The 19,636-nt window shown below is 46.5% G+C and carries 15 protein-coding genes; 11 read left to right on the top strand and 4 right to left on the bottom strand.

Annotation, left to right across the window (positions count from 1 at the left end; all coding sequences use genetic code 11):
* Positions 1 to 71 precede the first annotated feature (71 nt).
* Complete coding sequence (msrA, locus tag B5M13_RS17675) at positions 72 to 737, bottom strand: peptide-methionine (S)-S-oxide reductase MsrA (RefSeq protein ID WP_080056925.1); 666 nt, start codon at positions 735 to 737, stop codon at positions 72 to 74.
* 303 nt (positions 738 to 1,040) lie between these two features.
* On the opposite strand from msrA, the gene B5M13_RS17670 reads away from it, so the two are divergent.
* The 5 genes from B5M13_RS17670 (at position 1,041) to B5M13_RS17650 (ending at position 8,364) form a co-directional block, all read left to right on the top strand.
* On the top strand, positions 1,041 to 2,045 hold the full coding sequence (locus B5M13_RS17670) for an HlyD family secretion protein (protein WP_170061147.1): 1,005 nt from the start codon (positions 1,041 to 1,043) through the stop codon (positions 2,043 to 2,045).
* Between the two features lie 57 nt (positions 2,046 to 2,102).
* Positions 2,103 to 2,774, top strand: coding sequence for a DUF4956 domain-containing protein (locus B5M13_RS17665; protein ID WP_080056923.1), 672 nt, complete (start codon positions 2,103 to 2,105; stop codon positions 2,772 to 2,774).
* A 32-nt stretch (positions 2,775 to 2,806) separates the two neighbouring features.
* Positions 2,807 to 4,165: a TolC family protein gene (locus B5M13_RS17660; protein ID WP_080056922.1), complete on the top strand. Its 1,359-nt coding sequence runs from the start codon at positions 2,807 to 2,809 to the stop codon at positions 4,163 to 4,165.
* A 57-nt stretch (positions 4,166 to 4,222) separates the two neighbouring features.
* Entirely contained in the window at positions 4,223 to 4,819 is a 597-nt protein-coding gene (miaE, locus tag B5M13_RS17655; protein ID WP_080056921.1) for a tRNA-(ms[2]io[6]A)-hydroxylase, read from the top strand.
* Positions 4,820 to 5,352: 533 nt separating this feature from the next.
* Complete coding sequence (locus tag B5M13_RS17650; RefSeq protein WP_080056920.1) at positions 5,353 to 8,364, top strand: PD-(D/E)XK nuclease family protein; 3,012 nt, start codon at positions 5,353 to 5,355, stop codon at positions 8,362 to 8,364.
* Between the two features lie 466 nt (positions 8,365 to 8,830).
* Here the strand turns inward: B5M13_RS17650 and B5M13_RS17645 are convergent, their stop codons facing one another.
* Positions 8,831 to 10,660: an acyl-CoA dehydrogenase gene (locus tag B5M13_RS17645; protein ID WP_080056919.1), complete on the bottom strand. Its 1,830-nt coding sequence runs from the start codon at positions 10,658 to 10,660 to the stop codon at positions 8,831 to 8,833.
* A 153-nt stretch (positions 10,661 to 10,813) separates the two neighbouring features.
* Here B5M13_RS17645 and B5M13_RS17640 point away from each other — a divergent pair, with 153 nt between their 5' ends.
* The 4 genes from B5M13_RS17640 to B5M13_RS17625 all read left to right on the top strand — a co-directional run bounded on the left by B5M13_RS17640 (position 10,814) and on the right by B5M13_RS17625 (position 15,358).
* Positions 10,814 to 11,344, top strand: a complete 531-nt coding sequence (locus tag B5M13_RS17640; RefSeq protein ID WP_080056918.1) for a DUF2911 domain-containing protein — start codon at positions 10,814 to 10,816, stop codon at positions 11,342 to 11,344.
* 319 nt (positions 11,345 to 11,663) lie between these two features.
* On the top strand, positions 11,664 to 12,539 hold the full coding sequence (locus tag B5M13_RS17635; RefSeq protein WP_080056917.1) for a hypothetical protein: 876 nt from the start codon (positions 11,664 to 11,666) through the stop codon (positions 12,537 to 12,539).
* An 89-nt stretch (positions 12,540 to 12,628) separates the two neighbouring features.
* The gene (locus tag B5M13_RS17630; protein ID WP_080056916.1) at positions 12,629 to 14,584 is read left to right on the top strand and encodes a sialate O-acetylesterase; all 1,956 of its coding nucleotides are present in this window, start codon (positions 12,629 to 12,631) and stop codon (positions 14,582 to 14,584) included.
* Between the two features lie 60 nt (positions 14,585 to 14,644).
* Positions 14,645 to 15,358: a hypothetical protein gene (locus B5M13_RS17625; RefSeq protein WP_080056915.1), complete on the top strand. Its 714-nt coding sequence runs from the start codon at positions 14,645 to 14,647 to the stop codon at positions 15,356 to 15,358.
* A gap of 171 nt (positions 15,359 to 15,529) precedes the next feature.
* Here B5M13_RS17625 and B5M13_RS17620 read toward each other — a convergent pair whose 3' ends face one another.
* Complete coding sequence (locus B5M13_RS17620) at positions 15,530 to 15,904, bottom strand: co-chaperone GroES (RefSeq protein ID WP_080056914.1); 375 nt, start codon at positions 15,902 to 15,904, stop codon at positions 15,530 to 15,532.
* 121 nt (positions 15,905 to 16,025) lie between these two features.
* Positions 16,026 to 16,235 carry a membrane protein insertion efficiency factor YidD gene (gene yidD / locus B5M13_RS17615; RefSeq protein ID WP_080056913.1) on the bottom strand — a complete coding sequence of 70 codons (210 nt, stop codon included), beginning with the start codon at positions 16,233 to 16,235 and terminating at the stop codon, positions 16,026 to 16,028.
* 180 nt (positions 16,236 to 16,415) lie between these two features.
* Between yidD and lgt the strand changes: the two genes are divergently transcribed.
* Both lgt and B5M13_RS17605 read left to right on the top strand, forming a co-directional pair.
* Positions 16,416 to 17,261: a prolipoprotein diacylglyceryl transferase gene (gene lgt / locus B5M13_RS17610; protein WP_080056912.1), complete on the top strand. Its 846-nt coding sequence runs from the start codon at positions 16,416 to 16,418 to the stop codon at positions 17,259 to 17,261.
* 153 nt (positions 17,262 to 17,414) lie between these two features.
* Complete coding sequence (locus B5M13_RS17605) at positions 17,415 to 19,613, top strand: S9 family peptidase (protein WP_394334299.1); 2,199 nt, start codon at positions 17,415 to 17,417, stop codon at positions 19,611 to 19,613.
* Positions 19,614 to 19,636: the final 23 nt, after the last annotated feature.

Below are 19,636 nucleotides of genomic sequence, written 5' to 3'. Positions count from 1 at the left end.
GGAAATGGTCGTAGGACGGGCCGAATGTTGGAAAAGGCGGTGTGGCGTTTTCGTTTTAGGTGGCACCTCGCTCACTTCAACCAATTCGCCATCCGTTCGCGAAAGGTTTCTACTTTGGCTTTTGAGACGAGTTGGATATACATATTGTATGAATTATGCTCGTAATAATCCTGATGATAAACCTCGGCTGGAAAAAACGCTTTGAATGGCACGACTTGTGTAACCACTTTGGCTTTATGATGGCCTGATTCGTTTTCACGACGGATGGCTGCTTCGATTCGGGCCTTTTCAGCGGGTGTACGGTAGAAAATAGCTGAGCGGTAATGTTTGCCAATATCAGGGCCCTGCCGGTTTAGTTGAGTGGCATCGTGTCCGGCAAAGAAACCATCGAGCAGAGTATCGTACGAAATCACCTTAGGATCGTAGTAAACCTGTACCGATTCGGCATGTCCCGTCTGATCGGTACCGACCTGTTCGTAAGTTGGATAATCGAGATCACCACCTGAGTAACCCGACATAGCAACACGAACACCTTTAAGTGATTTCATTTCTTCCTGCACGGCCCAGAAACATCCTCCTGCGAATGTCGCAACAGCCTCACCGGTACGTTGTGTGGGTAGTTTAGCCGGGTTAACGTCGATAGTGGTAGTCGCTTTTTTGTTAGCTGGCTGCTGATTACAGCTTGCTAAAAGCCCTGATACAAGCAAAATCAGGAAAAAATAAACAGGTTGTTTCATTCGCGAACTTTACATTGAAATAACACGAAATAAGTTCAGGATGTTATGCATCCGCTCATATACGCAATAAACGTCTATAGTTTATCAATAGCCGATTCATGGTAAATCAATATTATCTTTTTATGGGATAGGTACGCTTTTTAGTGAATGGTAATTATATCCTACGAAAGAAGTGATTTAATGTATAAGTATTAAGAAATTGCATAACAATCTACACACATACGACTCTTGAAAAGGTATTTACTGTTTTTTACTGGTTTTGTGTTGATGTTGTTGCTTCTAGCAGAAGTTGCTTTTGTAACAATGCCCTATACGATCGCTACGAATGGATTAGTTATGCCCACAAGTGAGTGGACATTAAGCCGGGCACAGAACGGAAACCTTATTTCAACAGTAAAAGATAACCGGACAGGCCAGTTGAGTTCGTTTTCCACTTCAGTTTTTCAACGAGGTTATCAGGCTAATTTTCAACTGAGTCCGAGTTTATATGATAAACCCACTATTCAAAAGGGCGATACCGTGGCTAGCCTGTATTCGAATCAGGATCAGGAGCGGCTCATGCAACTGCAAGGCGATCTGGCTGTGCAGGAGGCCGAACTTTTGCTGCACAATTCAGGGCACAAGCTGGCTGATGTAGAGAAAATAGCTGGCCAGATGGCGTTAGCGAAAGAGGAGCTTGAGGCTCAGCGTAAACTGACAAATCGGACTGAAGCTCTGTACAAAGATTCTCTTACGTCTACTCAGGAATACGAAACAGCGCTTAACAAACTGCGTATTCGTGAATTGACAGTAAACATGACTGAAGCGGATTACAAATCGGCTATTACAGGTAGCAAGCCTGAGGAAATTCAGGTAACCCAACGGCGTATCGGCGCTTTACAGCAACAGATACAGCAGATAAAAAATGGCCTGAAAGACTTAACGCTTCTGTCACCAGTGTCGGGAACGATATTGTTCAAGAAAGCCTCCCTAAATCCTACTGAAGAAGTACTTGTGTCGGTAGCCGATAATTCGGGATTTATAGTGGTATTGCCCGTCAATTATCTGGAGCGCGAGTACGTACAGATAGATCAGGAAGTAGCGGTTGACATTACAGGCACAACGCAAACGGTTCTGGGGAAAATCAGTAGCATTGATAATACTATTCAGCTTGTCGATGGACGTCAGGCTTTTTTTGTGACTGCACTGATTGCCGAAAAAAACGTACCACTTGTGCCGGGAATGCTGGTTAAAGCCACTATTCAATCTCAACCTATTTCCATAAAAGAGCATATTATCCGAGTGGGTAAGCTATTTCTTATTCACTAAAGCAGTTCGTTCATTACTGCCCTTTTCTTGCCATACTTCGTTTTACCTTTCTTGCTCATGCATCAGGAACTTCAGCAGGTTTTTAATTTTTCCATCACCATTCGAGAAGTTATTGTCAATACGTTGCTGGCTACGTTTTGTGGAGGCATTATTTCCTGTTTTTATATTCTTACGTTTCGGGGAGTAGGCTATTCAATCAATCTGATTCGTTCAATTGTGATGCTCTCCATGATTACTGCCTTTATCATGATGGTAATTGGCGATAATCTTGCTCAGGCATTTGGTATGGTTGGCATTCTGTCAATTATCCAGTTTCGGGCGGCTATGAAAGGCGCACAGGATTTTATGTTTCTCTTTTTTGCGTTGGCTATTGGCTTATCCTGTGGTGAAGGATTATATACTGTAGCGTTAGCCGGTTGTTTTCTTATCGGATTAATAACGATTGGAACTGCTAAAGTGCTGGCCAGTACAAAACAGCGATATTTTACCCTAAATGTAATCAGGAGTGCCACACAGAGCGATAGAAGTCAGCACCGGACTGTTCTAAGCTCTTTTTGCAAAAAATACGAATTGATCAGTACGAAACTGTCTACAAAGGGCAATGACTCATTTATTCGGTTTTCCTATACCATACGCATGAAAAACAGTGAGGACAGCGACAGCCTGGTCTATGCATTGAAAGCTATTGAGGGGGTTATGGAGGTTAATCTATTGTCCGAAGATGAATAGCTAGTTCTTTCTGATTCCACATCTTAATTTACATGAATGGCGGTATGTATATGCGCATCAGGACCTTATTAATTACATCGATCAGATACGGCTTCTATTGGTTATTCATCTATGTATGCAGTTATGAAGCTTTGGCACAGAAAAGCTGGACATTAACGGAATGTTTGTCATTTGCGCAAAAAAATAATCCGCAGATTCAACAGGCAAGTTTGCTCCAGAACAGAAGCCTTTTGCAACGACAACAGGCAAAAAACCAGTTTTTGCCAACGCTCGATGCTCGGGTCCGCTCAGCCGGAAACTGGGGGTTTATTATTGACCCATCGACTAATTTATTGTCAAATCAGTTCAATTTCGGTAATCAGGCCTCAATTAACCTAAACCTTGATTTATTTAATGGGCTTTCGAATGTGAATCGACTCAAACTTCGCAATCAGGAAGTAACTACAGCCAATTATGGATATGAGGTAAGTGTTAATGACGTTATTATAGACGTTACTTATGCTTATCTGCAAATTTTGTTAGCTCATGAACAATTAAAAAGCTCAAAAATACGGTCAGGTTATCTGAACAGGCAGCAGCAAAAAATACAGGCTTCGTTTAGTAAAGGCATATTGAATAAGGGCGACCTGCTTACTATACAATCACTGGTTGCTGCTGAAGAGCTGATGGCTGTTTATGCGGAAACCAATATTGAGAAGGCAACTTTCACATTAATGAATGTAATGGGTATGCCGCTCAACGAAGCCATTACGGTCGATACTGTTCGTGTTCCCGATAACTGGCAGATGACGAAACTTACCCTTGACGAATTATTAAATACATCAACCGCTACGTTGCCCGATCTGAAAGCGGCTGATTCGAAAGTGCAGACAGCCTATTATTTGTGGCAGTCGGAGCGGGCTATTTACCTGCCTGCGCTGACATTTACGGCACAGATTGCTACCCGAACGTCGAATTATAAACCGGAGCGCTTCAACCAGCAATTACGTACCAATCTGAATCAACAAGTGGGTTTGTCGTTATACCTTCCTATTTTCAATCGGCTAATGCTGCGAAACATTGACCAGATAGCCAGGCTCGATATGACGGCCTCTAAGTTGGCCTACCAGCAGGTTGACCGGGAACTCAGGGGGAAAATAGTCAATGCGTTTCTGGATTATAAAGCGGCAGCACGGAAATATCAGGCATTATTGACTCAGTATGAAGCAGTGCGTGAAGCGTACCGATATGCTGAACGAACCTTGGAACTGGGAAGTATTGATGCGATTGCTTTTGGCGTTACTCGGAGCCAATTGGTCCTGGCGCAGTCAGAATTGTTGCAGGCTAAATACGATAGTTTTTTTAAGCAGAAAGTACTGGACTTTTATCAGGGTAAACCCTTGTTTTTTTAGCGTCAGGCGATAGTTATTACCTTTGTTGAATAAACAATCAACCAATCGTACGAACGAATGTCGCTGACGACTTTAGGGCTTGAATTACCAACCGATCCGCGTTGGGTCAACATCGCCGAAATGAATATTGGCGATATCCTGATTGATCATGCTTACTGTGAACAGAAAGCCGCATCCTCGTGTATCTCGTTGATTGTTCAGTATTCAGATAAAACAGAACTGGTCGAAACCCTGACGCCCGTGGTGGCAGAAGAGTGGGGGCATTTTCAGCGTGTGCTGAAAGAACTTCGTAAACGGAACATTCCACTTGGCCGTCAACGTAAAGATGAGTACGTCAATCAACTTCGCAGCCGACTTCGCCGACCCATTGGCGATCAGAAGGAGCAGTTGATGGATAATCTGTTGATCAATGCGCTCATCGAAGCCCGGAGCTGTGAACGATTCAAACTCCTGTCCGAACATATTGCCGATGAAGGGCTACAGAAATTCTATCGTGAACTAATGATTTCGGAGGCAGGACACTACCGTAATTTTATCGACCTGGCCGAAACCTACCTGCCTGCTGAACGGGTTCGCCAGCGCTGGAAAGAATTTCTGGCTGTCGAAGCTGACATCATGGCCAACCTAGACGTACGGGGTGATCGGATGCACTGATTAGGCCTTAAGCCAACCAATTAACAGCCGCAGGATACAGTAATGGCATAGCAGTGAAAAAAAGATAGCAACCAGCCAGGTAAGAACAAGAACGGGGTCAAAGGATTTGGTGCGATTCATGGTTACGGCGATATGGTAACATAAAGAATTGACCATGTAAATTATACTTATTGATTTTGGTTAGTAAGTAACACTATGTGAATGCATTCGGCTGATTTTAGTCACGTAATTACCTAGTGGGCTCATATAAATCTAAATAGTAACGTAAAAACGGGAAAAAATATAAGGTGGCGTGTCTCATCCCTACCTGAATGGTACTCAACTACCAAGAAACAAAATTGCAGGCGTGTTACACTTTCGACTTCCAATCGCATCGATAGTTAAGAGTTATTGAGCGTCTGGATGCCAATCGCTTATAAATTTTGCGTTGTGCATTGGGCAAATTGTCGGCCTTTCGGGCAGGAAATCGGTCGTTGGTGGGTTATCTTTGCTGATTGGCTGCTGGAGCAGTCTGATTATGTACGCACCAACTCATGACATTTCTTCAGCAAACGGCCCAACGAATTTTTGAAACCCACGGCCCCAGCCTGAGCGATGTTTGGGTGATTTTGCCTACCCGTAGGGCTGTTTCCGTTTTTCTGGACGAACTGGCATCGCTATCCGATCGCCCATTTCTGGCCCCTCATGCCTTGGCGGTCGACGATTTTATTACGCACGCAGCCGGGGTTCAGTTGATCGATTCGGTAAGTCTGTTGTTCGAACTCTTCGAGGTATTCAAAGTGATTGATCCACAGGTTGAGTTTGAGCAATTTATTGGCTGGGCCTCCGTACTATTAGCTGATTTCGATCGGATCGATCAGTACCTGATTGATACTCAGGAGTTATTTAGCTATTTGACGGCGGCTAAAGCACTTGAACGCTGGCAGGTCGATCATCCATCATCGGCAAAACCTATTGTCGAAACACCGGGTACATCCCGTTATTTCCGGCTGTTTGAGAATCTGCATAGTGCCTATACCAGTCTCCACAATCGATTGAGCGAGCAGCGATTGGCTTACCGGGGAATGGCTTATCGAATTCTGGCGCAACAGGTTGACACGCTGATTCGTGATAACCTGGCGTATGAGCGGATCTATTTTGTTGGATTCAACGCGCTTAGCCGGGCCGAGGAGCAAATAATACGGGTGCTGATCGATGCTAAAAAAGCTGAATTGATCTGGGATGCTGATCAATATTATGTAGCCGACTGGCGGCAGGAGGCCGGGGAATTTCTGAGACGATACCGGGATAATGGTTGGTTTTTCTCAAAACAGAACCGCGAAGATTTAGCCCAGCTATCAAATAATCTGCTCAATACCGAAAAAAATATTCGGGTAGTAGGCGTGCCGAACGCCAGTATGCAGGCGAAAGTAGCCGGAAAAATTTACAGCGACTGGCAGGAGAACAGCAAGACGGTGGCCAGGGGGAAAACCGCTATTGTGCTGGCCGATGAAACCCTGTTGATTCCGGTATTGTATGCGCTGGACGAAAATGTGACAGATCTGAACGTAACGATGGGGTTATCGCTACGTTCGTCCTTACTCTTTACCCTAATCGATACGCTGTTTGAAATGCAGAGGACGGTGCATGAGTTTCGGTCGAAAGATGGCCCGAATGGACGATTGTTTAAGTACCACCATCGGCATGTGGTGAAGTTGCTTAATCATCCGTTCGTGAAGCAGTACGAGCGCATCAAAGGGCTGATGTGGCCGGGCGACGTACTCGAATCGGGTGAAGAACTGCCACCGGAACCCTTGTTTCAGTGGATGGCTAAAGAAATTGTTCAGAACCAGCGGGTGTATCTGACTGAGAACGAACTCCGAATGCTGGGCCAGAACGACCCACTCGTGCAGGTCTTGTTTGCGCGATGGCCCGAAAACGAACCCATGCGGGCTGTCCAAATTTTTTACGAGCTGATCGAACGCCTTCGGGATGTTTATCGGGTCAGTCAGGATGCCATCGAAATCGAATACCTGTATCTGTTTTTTACCTTGCTCAAGCAACTCGAAGCTACACTCGAACAACAGATGGCAGATGGAAGAGGGCAGGGGCAGAAAGGGCAGGCTTCATCACAGGCTACGGTTACCGTGCGAAGTTTTCGTACGTTTTTGTATGAGTTGATTCGACAGACTAGTATTCCATTTACCAGCGAAGGCAAGAGTCAGTTGCAGATCATGGGTATGCTCGAAACGCGGGCACTTGACTTCGACCGGGTAATTATTTTGTCGGTCAATGAAGGAGTTTTACCCCAGGCCCGTCGACTGAACTCTCTGATTCCGTTCGATATAGCTGCCGAACTAAAACTGCCGACCTATCGGGAGCAGGAAGCCGTAATGGCCTATCACTTTTACCGACTGCTCCAGCGAGCCAGCGACATTGTACTGCTACATACCACATCGACGGATGCCTATGGAAGTAGCAAAGGTGAGCCAAGCCGATTTATCCGACAGATCGAGCATGAACTTGTTCCTGGCTCCCAGGGCCGTATAAAGTTAAGTTACCCAACGGTTCGTTTTGGTAAGGCTGGGAGTAATACCGTAGCCGATCTGACCGATTTGCGCGTTCCTAAAACGGCTGCCATTCGCAAACAGCTTATCACCCTGCTCACAACGAGGGGCTTATATCCATCCTATCTGAACCAGTTCATTAGCTGCTCCATGCGGTTCTACTTTAGCCGGATTGTAAATATTGCGGAAGAAGACGATATCGAAGAAAAGATGGGGGCGGCTGAGTTTGGAAGCTGGCTGCACATGGTGCTGGAACGGCTGGACAAAGAATACCGACTAAAATCCTTACCCATTGATGAGGCCATAATCAAGCATTTGCTGGAAGAGGAATTTGCTAAATCGATGAAAGGCCGGGTGATCGAATCGGGTATGAATCTGCTGCTGTATGAACTGGCCCAGAAGCTCATGCTTGATTTTCAGCGTGAACAAAGCAAACTGACTGGCCTGACGGTGATCGCTACTGAACAAACGCTGGAAACCTACCTGGATGTACCACTTGAAAAGGGCGTGTCTATTCGGGTACGCATTGCCGGTAAGGTTGACCGGATTGAGCAGTATGGTGGCCAGATTCGGATTGTCGATTATAAAACCGGTCGCGTTGATCTGGCTGATAAAACCCCTCCCGACTTAACCGAAAAGCTACTGAAAGACGGGCGCGAGGAAAAAATGCGTCAGTTGTGGATGTATCGGTATCTGGCACTCAAAAATATCAGTCAATGGGGTGGGTTGCCCCGTGATAAAGCGAAGAACGACGTATTTCTGACGGGTGGATTGCCCGTTGAAGCTGGGTTTTATTCGTTCCGTGATTTGAATGGCGGTTTTAAAACCAACCCGGTCCGATTTGGGGCGAACGACGATCCCAATCAGTACATTGCCGATTCGGAAGCCATTTTGCAGCAACTCATTCGGCAGATTCTGGACCTAAGTGAGCCATTCCGAAAAACGGATCGGCTAGAAACCTGCCAATACTGTGACTTTAAAGGCATTTGTGGACGGTAGGACAGGCTACTCAGTTGTCGTCTATCGGCGTAATTAGCTCTTTGGCTTATTGGGAATTTAGATTGTTCCCAAGTGTTTTGAGGTTAGTTGTCTGATTATCAATTAGTCGTCGATCGGCCCGTAGTTTCGAAGCATTGCCGATTGACGACTAACCTTCTCAAAAAAATCTCTAAAACAGCATATATGCTCCTACAACGCAGTTTTTTATGTAAATTCTCTCGACTTTTAATCGTACCTGATTGGAATTGAAATGCAGTCGCTTTCGACGCAGGTCGTAGAAGAGGCAAACTTTTAATCGTACCTGATTGGAATTGAAATACCGAATGGATCAGGTTGATCAAATCGTCAAACGTGCTTTTAATCGTACCTGATTGGAATTGAAATGATGGTGAGCAAATAATAGACAGGCCGCATTCAATACATGAATGCGGCCTGTCTGTATACTAGGCAAAAAGAGAACGATGGCTTACAGGGCTAGTTCTTTTTCCGTGACTATTGTCAGCACTTCGGGGTCTTTCAACCGAACGGCTAGTCCCAACGTTTTGGGTACTTCGTAGTGAAAAAAATATTTCATTGTATGAATCTTTCCTTCATAAAAGGCTAGTTCGTCGCCTTCAGGATTTTGGGTCAGTAAAGCCTGTTTGGCAACTATGGCCTGTTTGAGCCACTGCCAGGCCACCACCACAATCCCAAAGAACTCAAGGAACAAAGTGGCATCCGACAAATACCGCTCAATGTTCCCCTGTTGGGCATAGGGCATTAGGCTGGTTAATACCTCCTGGGTGCGTTTGAGTTCGGTTGTCAGGCTGTCGGCGTAGGGTTTCAGGTCATCGTAGGTGCTGGCAGTACCTATCGTTTTACTGATTTCAGCGAAGAGCAATTGGGGTGCTTTGCCGCCTTTCATGGTCATCTTCCGGCCAAGCAAATCCTGCGCCTGAATACCCGTTGTCCCTTCATAGATGGGCGTGATACGAATGTCGCGGTAAAGTTGCTCTACCGGGAAGTCTTCAGTATAGCCGTAACCGCCAAAGGTTTGTAGGCTCTGGCTGACCGACTGAACACCCATTTCGGATGGATACGATTTCGCAACGGGCATCAGCAGATCAAGTAGCAAAAACGTGTTCTCTTTCTCTTCGCCTTCCGTTACTTCATGGAGATCATATAATCGGGCAGCTTCGAGCAGTAACGACAGCGATCCTTCGGTAACAGCTTTCTGAAACAGCAACATCCGGCGTACATCGGGGTGATTGATAATAGCTGTTTGGGGGGCATCCAGGTGATTTTTCTCGTTCAGACGACGGCTTTGCGGACGCTCTTTCGCGTATTGGAGAGCCGCATAATAGGCAGCTGTAGCTATGGCAGTAGCGGTCATTCCAACGCCTATACGAGCTTCATTCATCATCTGGAACATGTAAGACAAACCCTGGTTAGGTTGCCCGACCAGATAGCCGATGGTATCATCGTTCGACCCCATCGTCAGGTGCATGGCCGGAACGCCTTTCTGCCCCATTTTGTGATATACTCCGGTTGAGGTAACATCGTTGTCGACAAAGTTCCCCTGTTCGTCTTTGCGATACTTAGGAACAACAAACAGAGAAATGCCTTTAGTCCCTTTGGGCGCTCCATCGATCCGGGCCAGCATCAGGTGAATGATGTTTTCGGTGGCATCGTGGTCGCCCGCCGATATAAACACTTTCTGTCCCTTGATTTTATAGGCTCCTGCATGGCTTACTTTGGATTCGTCATCGGGCAGTGGAGTCGCTGTTGTGATCACATCCGACAGTGACGACCCGGCCTGCGGTTCTGTAAGTGCCATAGTTCCCTGCCAGGTGCCCGAAAGCAGATTAGGTACGTAGGCCTCAATTAACTCGGGCGATCCAAATGATGTGATCAGGTGAGCCGAGCCGGATGTAAGACCGGTATACATCATACCGTTGTTGGCAGCCATCACAATAAAGCCGACGCACGAACTGATCATTTCGGGCAGTTGCTGACCACCGTGCTCGAAGGAGAACCCAGCGCCAATCAGACCCGCTTCACCCATTGCTTTGAGGTACTCCTTTATTTGCGGGTGTACCCGTACCTTGCCGTCTTTAAGTTCAGGCTGATTCTTATCGACTTCTTTCAGGTAGGGGTACATCAGTGTATCGGCAATGTAGGTCGCCGAATCCAGAACGAGGTTAAACGTTTCCCGGTCGTGGGCACTGAAATAATCGTATTTCGTTAGTTCGTCTGCTTTAAATACTTCATAGAGCAGAAATTGCAGATTTCGCTTACTAAAATAAGTAGTTGCCATGTTGGGCCTTCGGATTAGGCCAATTGTATGATAATTGGCTATTGACAGGGATAAAAATACCATCTTTTGGCCTACATTTTGTACCGATGTCGAAAAACTATCATTTACTTTAGGCTGTTATAAAAGACAGTTAAATAACTTAACAGGTTAACCATGAAAAAACTAATTGCAGTAGTTGCGCTCTTACTGACTATGGTAACAGTGGCTCGTGTTCAGGCCCAGGCACCAGCGAGTCCCAAAATGACTGCCGAAAGCCCTGACAAGAGTATTAAGGTTGTGTATGGTCAGCCATCCAAAAAAGGTCGTGTTATTTTTGGCCCTGAAGGGTCTAGTAGCCTGGAAAAATATGGGAAAGTATGGCGTACCGGTGCAAATGAGGCCACGGAAATTACGTTCAAAAATGATGTGATGTTCGGAGGTAAAATGGTTAAGGCCGGTACTTACACACTATTTACGATTCCGGGTGAGAAAGAATGGAGTGTTATTTTGAACAGTCAGCTCGGTCAGTGGGGGGCGTACGATTATGAAAAAATAAAAGCCAGCGATGTAGCGATGATTAAAGTGCCGGTTTCAATGAATAAAACACCAATCGAAAAACTGACGATCACCCCCTCGAACTCCAGCATTGCCATTGCCTGGGATAACATGACCATCTCGGTGCCAGTTTTGAAACATGGCTCATAAACGCATAGCTTTTAAGTCCTGAAAAACTTTTTAGTTGCGAAAGCCCAGTCCTGAAGGCTGGGTTTTTTTATGTTCTGAAAGGTAGAAAATTACTCAAACGACTTTAGTAGTTAGCGCCATATACTTGCCTAGTTTCCATTGGTATTTCGCGAATTAATAGCTTGTATATGGACCGCTTTTGTTCAAAAAAGTGAAGGAATTGAGTAGACGGTTGTACGTTTAGTAATTTTAATCGCTTTTTATAAAAAAAAGAGCTGTAAGTGATTAACAAACAAATGTTTATCACGTTATTTGCGATACCATTTAACCGATACCCCGTATGATAAAATACTACTTGCTGTATGTACTGCTCGGCTTGGCCGTACTGCCTGTATGTGGTCAGGGGGTAACGGACTATTACCAGCTACCCGAAAATGGGCAGCAATACAAACGATTACTGAGCCGTTATGGTGGGCCACAGGTACGCGACCGCTGGTACGTATCCCTCGAAAGTTTTGTTCGGACTGATCGAGCCCAGCTCGATAATTCGTTAAATGGACTTATTCAGAGTGACCCAGTTGGTAAAGCAAGCTGGGGTGTTGTCGTTGGATGGGCTTATCATGAACGATGGATGGTGGAGGGCGGCTATTCTCGCATGCCCATTCATACACAAATGTCGATCACCAACACGGTGCCAACTGTTTCGTTCCGGTATTCAAATGATCAGAATGCGTTTGTTCTGCGAGGCAAACGTTTACTTCTCTCGACCAGTAAGCCCTGGCTTCGATCGGGATTCTGGGTTAGTGGAGGGATGTGGGTAGCGCCCAACACTACTCAGCAGGAAGGCGTTGTATCCATAACCGGTAAGCGGTACTCAGGCCGTTGGGAAGCTCCTGAAATGTTTCAACTGACAACCCAGACGACCACAAACGCACAGACCGCAACCCTGGCCGAACTTGGTGCTGAATACAATGTCCGGCTGTCCAATGCGCTGGATTTAGGCTTATCGGTTCGCAAACTGTGGGGGCTCGCCAATTCCGTAACGACGGACGTAACGTATACCGCCAATCGTTCAGCGGCTCAGCAGGCCCAATTGCAGGGAGCAGGCTCAGGTATGAGCTATGGACTGACCCTGCGCTACAATTTCGCCGTTCGGCGGGCGCTGTCAAATGTATTGGAAGTACAGGGGAAATCGAAAATCAGCAGAATCCGTTGAGCGATTGACCAACGAAATAGAAGAGAGTAGGCGGCTTTACTAGCCGCCTTTTTTATGGACTCTGATTCATTTTCTTAACCTCTACCAGCATGAAACGTTTCGCTTTGTGGTTCTGCCTTGCGAATAGTCTTATTAGTCAGACCTCCTTTGCTGATGTCCGATTACCAAATGTATTTGGCTCGCATATGGTGCTCCAGCGCCGAAAGTCCATACCCATCTGGGGCTGGGCCGACCCCTCTGAAAAAGTCATCCTGATGTTCAACGGGCAGACAAAAACGGGTAAAGCCGACAAAGAAGGTAAGTGGACGCTTAGGCTTGATCCAATGGAGGCTGGTGGGCCTTACCAACTGGTTATAAAGGGAAAGCAAAATACGGTTTCCTACGATGATGTGCTACTGGGTGAAGTGTGGGTGTGTTCGGGGCAGTCGAATATGGAATGGCCACTGCGAGCTGCTGCCAATGCAAAGACCGAAATCCCTCTAGCCAACTATCCGAACATTCGCCAACTGCTGGTCAAGAAAGATATTAGCCTAACGCCTAAAGATAATATCGAAGGGAGCTGGGATATCTGCACACCTGAAACCGCCCCCAGCTTTACAGCCGTTGGTTATTTTTTTGCCAAACAGCTTCAAAAAGAACTGAACGTGCCTGTTGGTCTGATCAATACATCCTGGGGTGGTACGCATTCCGAAACCTGGACTAGTCGGGAGGCTCTTAATCAGAATGATGAATTACGACTGGTCGCCAGCAAGTTACCCGCTACCTATGAAGAGGTGATAAAAAGCGGTTCCGAACGAACGCAGAAACTCGTAGCCTCTCAACAGGGTGGCTTGCCAACGGCTGCTGAAATTCGGACTTGGCCCGATCCCGCTTTGAGTACGTCACAATGGAAATGGATGAATGTGCTGGGGGACTGGGAATGGAAAGGCTTGCCGACACTGGATGGGGTTGTCTGGTTTCGTCGGGAGGTTATGATTCCCGAAGGGAGCAACCTGAAACGAATGACGCTCCAATTTGGCCCCATCGACGATCAGGATTCTACGTACATAAACGGTCAACTGGTTGGGTCGGGCAAAGGGACGTCGCCGAGGTCGTATCCAGTACCAGATGGATTGTTGAAGCCCGGTCGAAATGTGATTGCCGTACGCGTGCAGGATACGGGTGGAGCAGGTGGTTTTATGGGAGAAGCCGAACAGCTACGACTAGCCGGGGAGTCGGTATTGGTCCCATTGGCAGGAAGCTGGCAATACCGAATTGCCTCCGTAAGTGAATCGTCTTATAAACCAGGCCCTAATACCTACGCAACCCAGTTGTTCAATGCCATGTTGAAACCATTGATTCCTTACGCCATTGCCGGAACAATCTGGTATCAGGGGGAGTCGAACGCAAGTCGAGCCTATCAATATCGTGAATCGTTCCCACTGATGATTCAGGACTGGCGGAAGCATTGGGGTTATGATTTCCCGTTTCTGTTTGTACAGTTAGCCAGCTTTAACGCGTCGAATGGGGATAGCCGGAAAGGAAGCACCTGGGCTGAACTCCGCGAAGCACAGACCATGACGCTCCAGTTGCCGAATACGGGTATGGCCGTAACGGCCGATATTGGCGAACGATCCGATATTCACCCGAAAAATAAGGAAGATGTGGGTAAGCGATTAGCAGCCGAAGCCATGCGAATTGCCTATCAAAAGCCCGGGGTGAGCGCGGGGCCTATATTCGATAAGCTTACGGTGAATGGGAACACGGCTACAATAGGCTTTCAAAATGTAGGTTCTGGACTATCGGTAAAAGATAAGTACGGTTATCTGAAAGGATTTGAAATTGCTGGCGCCGATCAGAAGTTCTATTTTGCAAAAGCCGATATCCAAGGAAATACAGTGGTCGTACATGCCGATTCGGTTACGACGCCTGTCGCTGTCCGATACGGCTGGGCCGACGACAACGGTGATGTGAACCTGTATAATCGGGAAGGTTTTCCGGCAATACCCTTTCGGACCGATACCTGGAAAGGAATAACCGAAGCTGCTAAATTTGGAGAACCGTAAACAGGCCAGTCTCTATCTGGTCGCTACTTATTTGCTTACATACTTTTCTGTCTAAAAGTTATGAGTCGTTCTACGTATTGGATAGCATTGGGTTTTTTACTGCATATAGCTACACAAGTCGTAGCGCAGGTAGAGTATGGCTATAGCCGTACCATTCGAATTTATGCGCCGAATTTCAAGCCTTACGATGATGTAGAAGGCTCGCCTTTTGTACCGGGCGATAGTGTCCAGAATGGGTGGCTCGTATATGGCCGGAAGCAGGTGCCCGCTCGATTACGATACAACTCCTATTCGGGTGAAGTTGAGTATGTGGAAGGAGGTAAAGTACTTACTCCGGTCAATTCGGTAGTTGAATTTGGGATCATTACCGCCGATACACTCCGGTTCCGAAAAGGTTTTCCGGCCGTAGCAACCTGGTCACCAATAGATTTTTACCAGCTTGTGTATGACGGACGACACACAAAACTGCTCAAACGTATCGTATCGGTTATCAAAAGCAATACCGAAACGATGGCCAATGATTTTGGCAAGAAGCGATTCGAGCAGCGCGAAGATTATTTTATCTGGGTGTCGACAGTAAAACCATCGACAGATACTTATGTTGAAAAACTGTCGGACGGCGAAATGAAATCGGTTTTTTTGAACAAGAAGGCATTGCTCAGTGCATTGCCACAAAAGGCCGATCAACTAAACGGGTATCTGACTGAGCAGAAAATAAAGCTTAAATCCTGGAAAGAAGTTGCCAACGTATTAAAGTACCTGGATACGCTATGATTCCAACCATAATGTAGCCGCTTTGGGTATTAACACGATTTTGTTTTAAATGTAAACGCTGTAGATGGGTAGGATAGCTTGTGGTGTATGAACCAGTAAATATCATATTCATCATAAAAATCTGCGTTCTCTCATTAATCTGACAAAATCGTGTTAATGCTTAGACATGGATTACAGCTCCTCCAGGCGCTCCAGCATCAGAATAGACGATTGAGGAACAATGACATATTGCTCCCCTTCGTACTGTACGTCGATGGCATTACGTTGCAGATAGATCGCCAGATCACCTTCCTGCGCCTGAAGAGGCATATATTTTACTTTCTCCTCTGTTTCTTTCCAGGGCTCATCTTCAGTAGGTGCAGGAATCGGGTAGCCTGGGCCCACTTTTATGACATGGCCAGCCTGCACCTGTTCTTTTTCCTGAACTGTGGGAGGCAGATAAAGGCCGCTACTCGTACGGTCGGTAGGATCTTTAGGTTTTATCAGCACACGGTCGCCTACAACAATAAGGCGTTTTAATTTATTATCGGCAGTGATACCAAGCATAGGTTTCGGTCAATGGTAGTCGGTTAATATCGGTTTCCGGATGTTGCTAATCGAGGGCAAAAATCGGGCAAGATGTGTAAATGCGTCAAAATGTCAGCCTATTTTGTCGATATATGAATCATCAGGGAACAGGGTCGTAACCGTGCCCACCCCAAGGATGGCAACGACCGATGCGTTTCAGCCCAAGCCACGTACCCCGTAAGGGGCCATGTTTACGAATGGCTTCAATCGTATATTGCGAGCAGGTAGGTGTGTAGCGGCAGGCATTAGGGAAATAGGGCGATACTACTGCCTGATACACTCGGACCAGACCAATTAAAAATGATGTCATCATATACGCTTAAACAGCAAATCGGTCAAAAACTTTCCCGCAATATGTATCTTTGCTTTTAGTTGGTTTATAGTTCATGATTTTCGGTTTACGGTAGGCTGACATGAGTAGCTTTGCTGCGTCAACTGGGAGTAATCCGACAATCATTAACCGTAAACATCAAACGCATTTTTCTTTCTTATGCTTCAATACATTATTTGGGAGGTCAATCCCGAAATTTTCCACATTGGTTCATTCTCAGTACGTTGGTATGGCTTGCTGTTTGCGTTGGGTTTTCTGATCGGTATGCAGATCATGAGCTATATCTACAAAAAAGAGAATAAGCCTGTTGCCGATACCGACACACTCCTGATTTATATGGTAGTGGCTACTATTCTGGGAGCCCGCATCGGCCATTTCCTCTTTTACGAACCCGACGTATTGCTACATCATCCTTTAACGGTTATTACGCCACCGTTTGCGGGGCTGGCCAGTCATGGAGCTACTATTGGTATTCTGACTGGACTATGGCTGTATTCTCGTCGGAAACAAAGCCGGTTAACCAATCAGACATTTTTGTGGGTAACCGACCGAATCGTTATTGTGGTGGCGCTGGCCGGAGCCTGTATTCGGTTTGGCAACCTCATGAATTCCGAAATTGTAGGCCGTCCAACCGATGTTCCCTGGGCGTTTGTTTTCATGAATAATAATGAATACGCCAAAATTCCGCGCCACCCTGCTCAGTTGTACGAGTCGATTTCGTGTCTGATCCTGTTTTTTATTCTGTTGTGGTTCTGGAATCGGACCAAGGAGCGCACCCCGCGAGGGAGTATGCTGGGTATTTTTCTGATTTGGGTATTTAGCCTGCGATTCTTCTACGAATACCTCAAAGAGAATCAGGTGGCTTTTGAGGATAATTTACCCTTAAATATGGGTCAGTGGTTGAGTATCCCAGCCGTATTGATGGGGGTCTATTTCCTGATTCGCAGCTACCGGACGCCGGTGGTTGTGTCTGATCATGAAACGTCGAAACCGATTGAATCTTAAGACGAGTTTAGGTAAAGTTGCAGCGATACGGTTGGAGCGAGAAGCTTGGCCGTATCGCTGTTTTTTGTGTAGTTAGTTACTTGATCTCGTTTTGAGTGGTATTGGAAATCTATGTATTTTTGGCGATTACTGACTGTAAATCAAACTTCATCTGTGAAATCAACACCTAGTATTTTTTGCCGTTTTTTCATTGTTCTGGTAATTACGCTCTCAAATCATTCGTTATGGGCACAGGTCCCTGGCCGACAAATCCATTGGTCGGCTGATGGGAATGCTTATACAAGTATCGAGCAGGGCGATTTAGTAAAAACAGATATTCGAACGGGAAATAGAACGGTGGTTTTACCCAAAGCCAGATTGCAGCCAGTGGCCCACGATCAGGCATCGCCCATTGCCGATTTTACTTTTTCCAGCGATAGTAGCAGCATTCTACTGTTTACTAATACCGCTCGGGTCTGGCGTTATAACACGCGTGGGGATTATTACCTGGTGAATCGGACCACGGGTGAGTTGCGGCAGCTTGGAAAAGGCCGACCATCACAATCGCTGATGTATGCCAAACTGTCGCCCGATAGTCGTACTGTAGCGTACGTTAGTGAGCATAACCTATTTGTGGAGGATGTAGCAACAGGTAAAATAACCCAACTTACTGCCGATGGGACCCGTAAACGCATTAATGGTACGTTCGACTGGGCCTATGAGGAAGAGTTTGGATGCCGCGACGGATTTCGGTGGAGTCCTGATAGTAAGCAGCTTGCGTATTGGCAGGTCGATGCAACGGGGATTCGCGATTATCTGATGCTCAATACAACCGATTCGGTGTATTCGCATGTTGTTCCAGTCGAATATCCTAAAGTGGGAGAGTCTCCTTCGCCCACCCGAATCGGGATTGTATCGGTTGCGGGTGGCCGTGACGCCGTACCGACAACCAGCTGGCTGGCCATACCCGGTGATCCGCAGCAGCATTACCTGCCTCGAATGGCCTGGTTACCAAATGGAAGCGGTCTGATTGTGCAACAATTGAACCGTAAGCAAAATGAAAGTAAACTTTTGATCTGTTCAACTACGGGACAGTCGATAACACCAATTTATACCGAAACCGACAAAGCCTGGATCGATGCCAAAGATGATCCCGCTAGCTGGGAATGGATTGATGGTGGAAAAGCGTTCGTGTGGCTTTCTGAAAAAGATGGGTGGCAGCATCTATATCGGATCAATGCCGATGGAAAGAAAGAAACGTTATTGACGCCCGGTTCGTATGATGTGGCCAGTATCAGCCATATCGATGAAGCGACCAACCTGATTTACTTTATTGCCTCTCCTCAGAATACTAACCAGCGATACCTTTATCGTACCCGGCTGGACGGAAAAGGGAAAGCCGAACGGGTCACCCCCGCCGATTTGTCAGGGACGAACAGTTATGTTATATCCCCAAATGGCCGACTGGCTCAGCATACCTTTACCAATTACCAGACTCCACCCGTTCGCCAGTGGGTTACCCTGCCCGACCATAAACCTGTAAGTGGTCAGAATGGTCTGAAAATCAATACAATGCCTAAACCTAACATCAATTTCTTTACCGTCACCACCGACGATGGCGTAACGCTAGACGGCTGGATGGCGAAACCTACGGATTTTGACAGTACCAAAAAATATCCAGTTGTTTTCTATGTCTACGGCGAACCGGCCAGCAGTACCGTGAATGATGTATTTTCGGTAGGTCAGAATCGACTTTTCAATGGCGATATGGCCAAAGCGGGGTATCTGTATGTGGCGCTCGATAATCGGGGAACTCCCAATCTGAAAGGGGCTGCCTGGCGCAAATCGATTTATCGGCAAATTGGTCGGCTCAACGTCCGCGATCAGGCTATGGGGGCTAAAAAATTATTGGCCCAGCATGCCTACATGGATACCAGTCGGGTAGCCGTCTGGGGGTGGAGTGGGGGAGGTTCAACAACGCTGCATCTGCTTTTTCAGTACCCCGACATCTATAAAACAGGTATTTCCATCGCGGCTGTTGGCAATCAATTATTTTACGACAATATTTACCAGGAACGATACATGGGCCTCCCCCAGGAGAACCGCGAGGATTTTGTGAATGGGTCGCCGGTTACCTATGCCAAAAATCTGCGGGGCAATCTGCTCTATATTCATGGTACCGGTGACGATAATGTGCATTACGATAATGCCGAGGTACTGATTAATGAACTAGTAAAATATAATAAGCAGTTTCAGGTGATGCCCTATCCAAACCGGACGCACAGCATTTCGGAGGGAGCGGGTACCAATCTGCATTTGCGGACACTGTATACCAATTACCTACTGAAATCATGTCCTCCCGGCCCTCGTTGATAGTAAGCAAACAAATCGTCCGC

The sequence above is a fragment of the Spirosoma aerolatum genome, assembly GCF_002056795.1.
GTDB lineage: Bacteria > Bacteroidota > Bacteroidia > Cytophagales > Spirosomataceae > Spirosoma > Spirosoma aerolatum.
This window is presented reverse-complemented; position numbering and strand designations above follow the sequence as displayed.

Coding starts and splice junctions, on each gene's coding strand:
- B5M13_RS17640 (WP_080056918.1), top strand. CDS start 10,814: ATGAAAAAACTAATTGCAGTAGTTGCGCTCTTACTGACTATGGTAACA.
- B5M13_RS17625 (WP_080056915.1), top strand. CDS start 14,645: ATGAGTCGTTCTACGTATTGGATAGCATTGGGTTTTTTACTGCATATA.
- B5M13_RS17650 (WP_080056920.1), top strand. CDS start 5,353: ATGACATTTCTTCAGCAAACGGCCCAACGAATTTTTGAAACCCACGGC.
- msrA (WP_080056925.1), bottom strand. CDS start 737: ATGAAACAACCTGTTTATTTTTTCCTGATTTTGCTTGTATCAGGGCTT.
- B5M13_RS17660 (WP_080056922.1), top strand. CDS start 2,807: ATGAATGGCGGTATGTATATGCGCATCAGGACCTTATTAATTACATCG.
- B5M13_RS17635 (WP_080056917.1), top strand. CDS start 11,664: ATGATAAAATACTACTTGCTGTATGTACTGCTCGGCTTGGCCGTACTG.
- B5M13_RS17630 (WP_080056916.1), top strand. CDS start 12,629: ATGAAACGTTTCGCTTTGTGGTTCTGCCTTGCGAATAGTCTTATTAGT.
- yidD (WP_080056913.1), bottom strand. CDS start 16,235: ATGACATCATTTTTAATTGGTCTGGTCCGAGTGTATCAGGCAGTAGTA.
- B5M13_RS17620 (WP_080056914.1), bottom strand. CDS start 15,904: ATGCTTGGTATCACTGCCGATAATAAATTAAAACGCCTTATTGTTGTA.
- miaE (WP_080056921.1), top strand. CDS start 4,223: ATGTCGCTGACGACTTTAGGGCTTGAATTACCAACCGATCCGCGTTGG.
- B5M13_RS17645 (WP_080056919.1), bottom strand. CDS start 10,660: ATGGCAACTACTTATTTTAGTAAGCGAAATCTGCAATTTCTGCTCTAT.
- lgt (WP_080056912.1), top strand. CDS start 16,416: ATGCTTCAATACATTATTTGGGAGGTCAATCCCGAAATTTTCCACATT.
- B5M13_RS17670 (WP_170061147.1), top strand. CDS start 1,041: ATGCCCTATACGATCGCTACGAATGGATTAGTTATGCCCACAAGTGAG.
- B5M13_RS17665 (WP_080056923.1), top strand. CDS start 2,103: ATGCATCAGGAACTTCAGCAGGTTTTTAATTTTTCCATCACCATTCGA.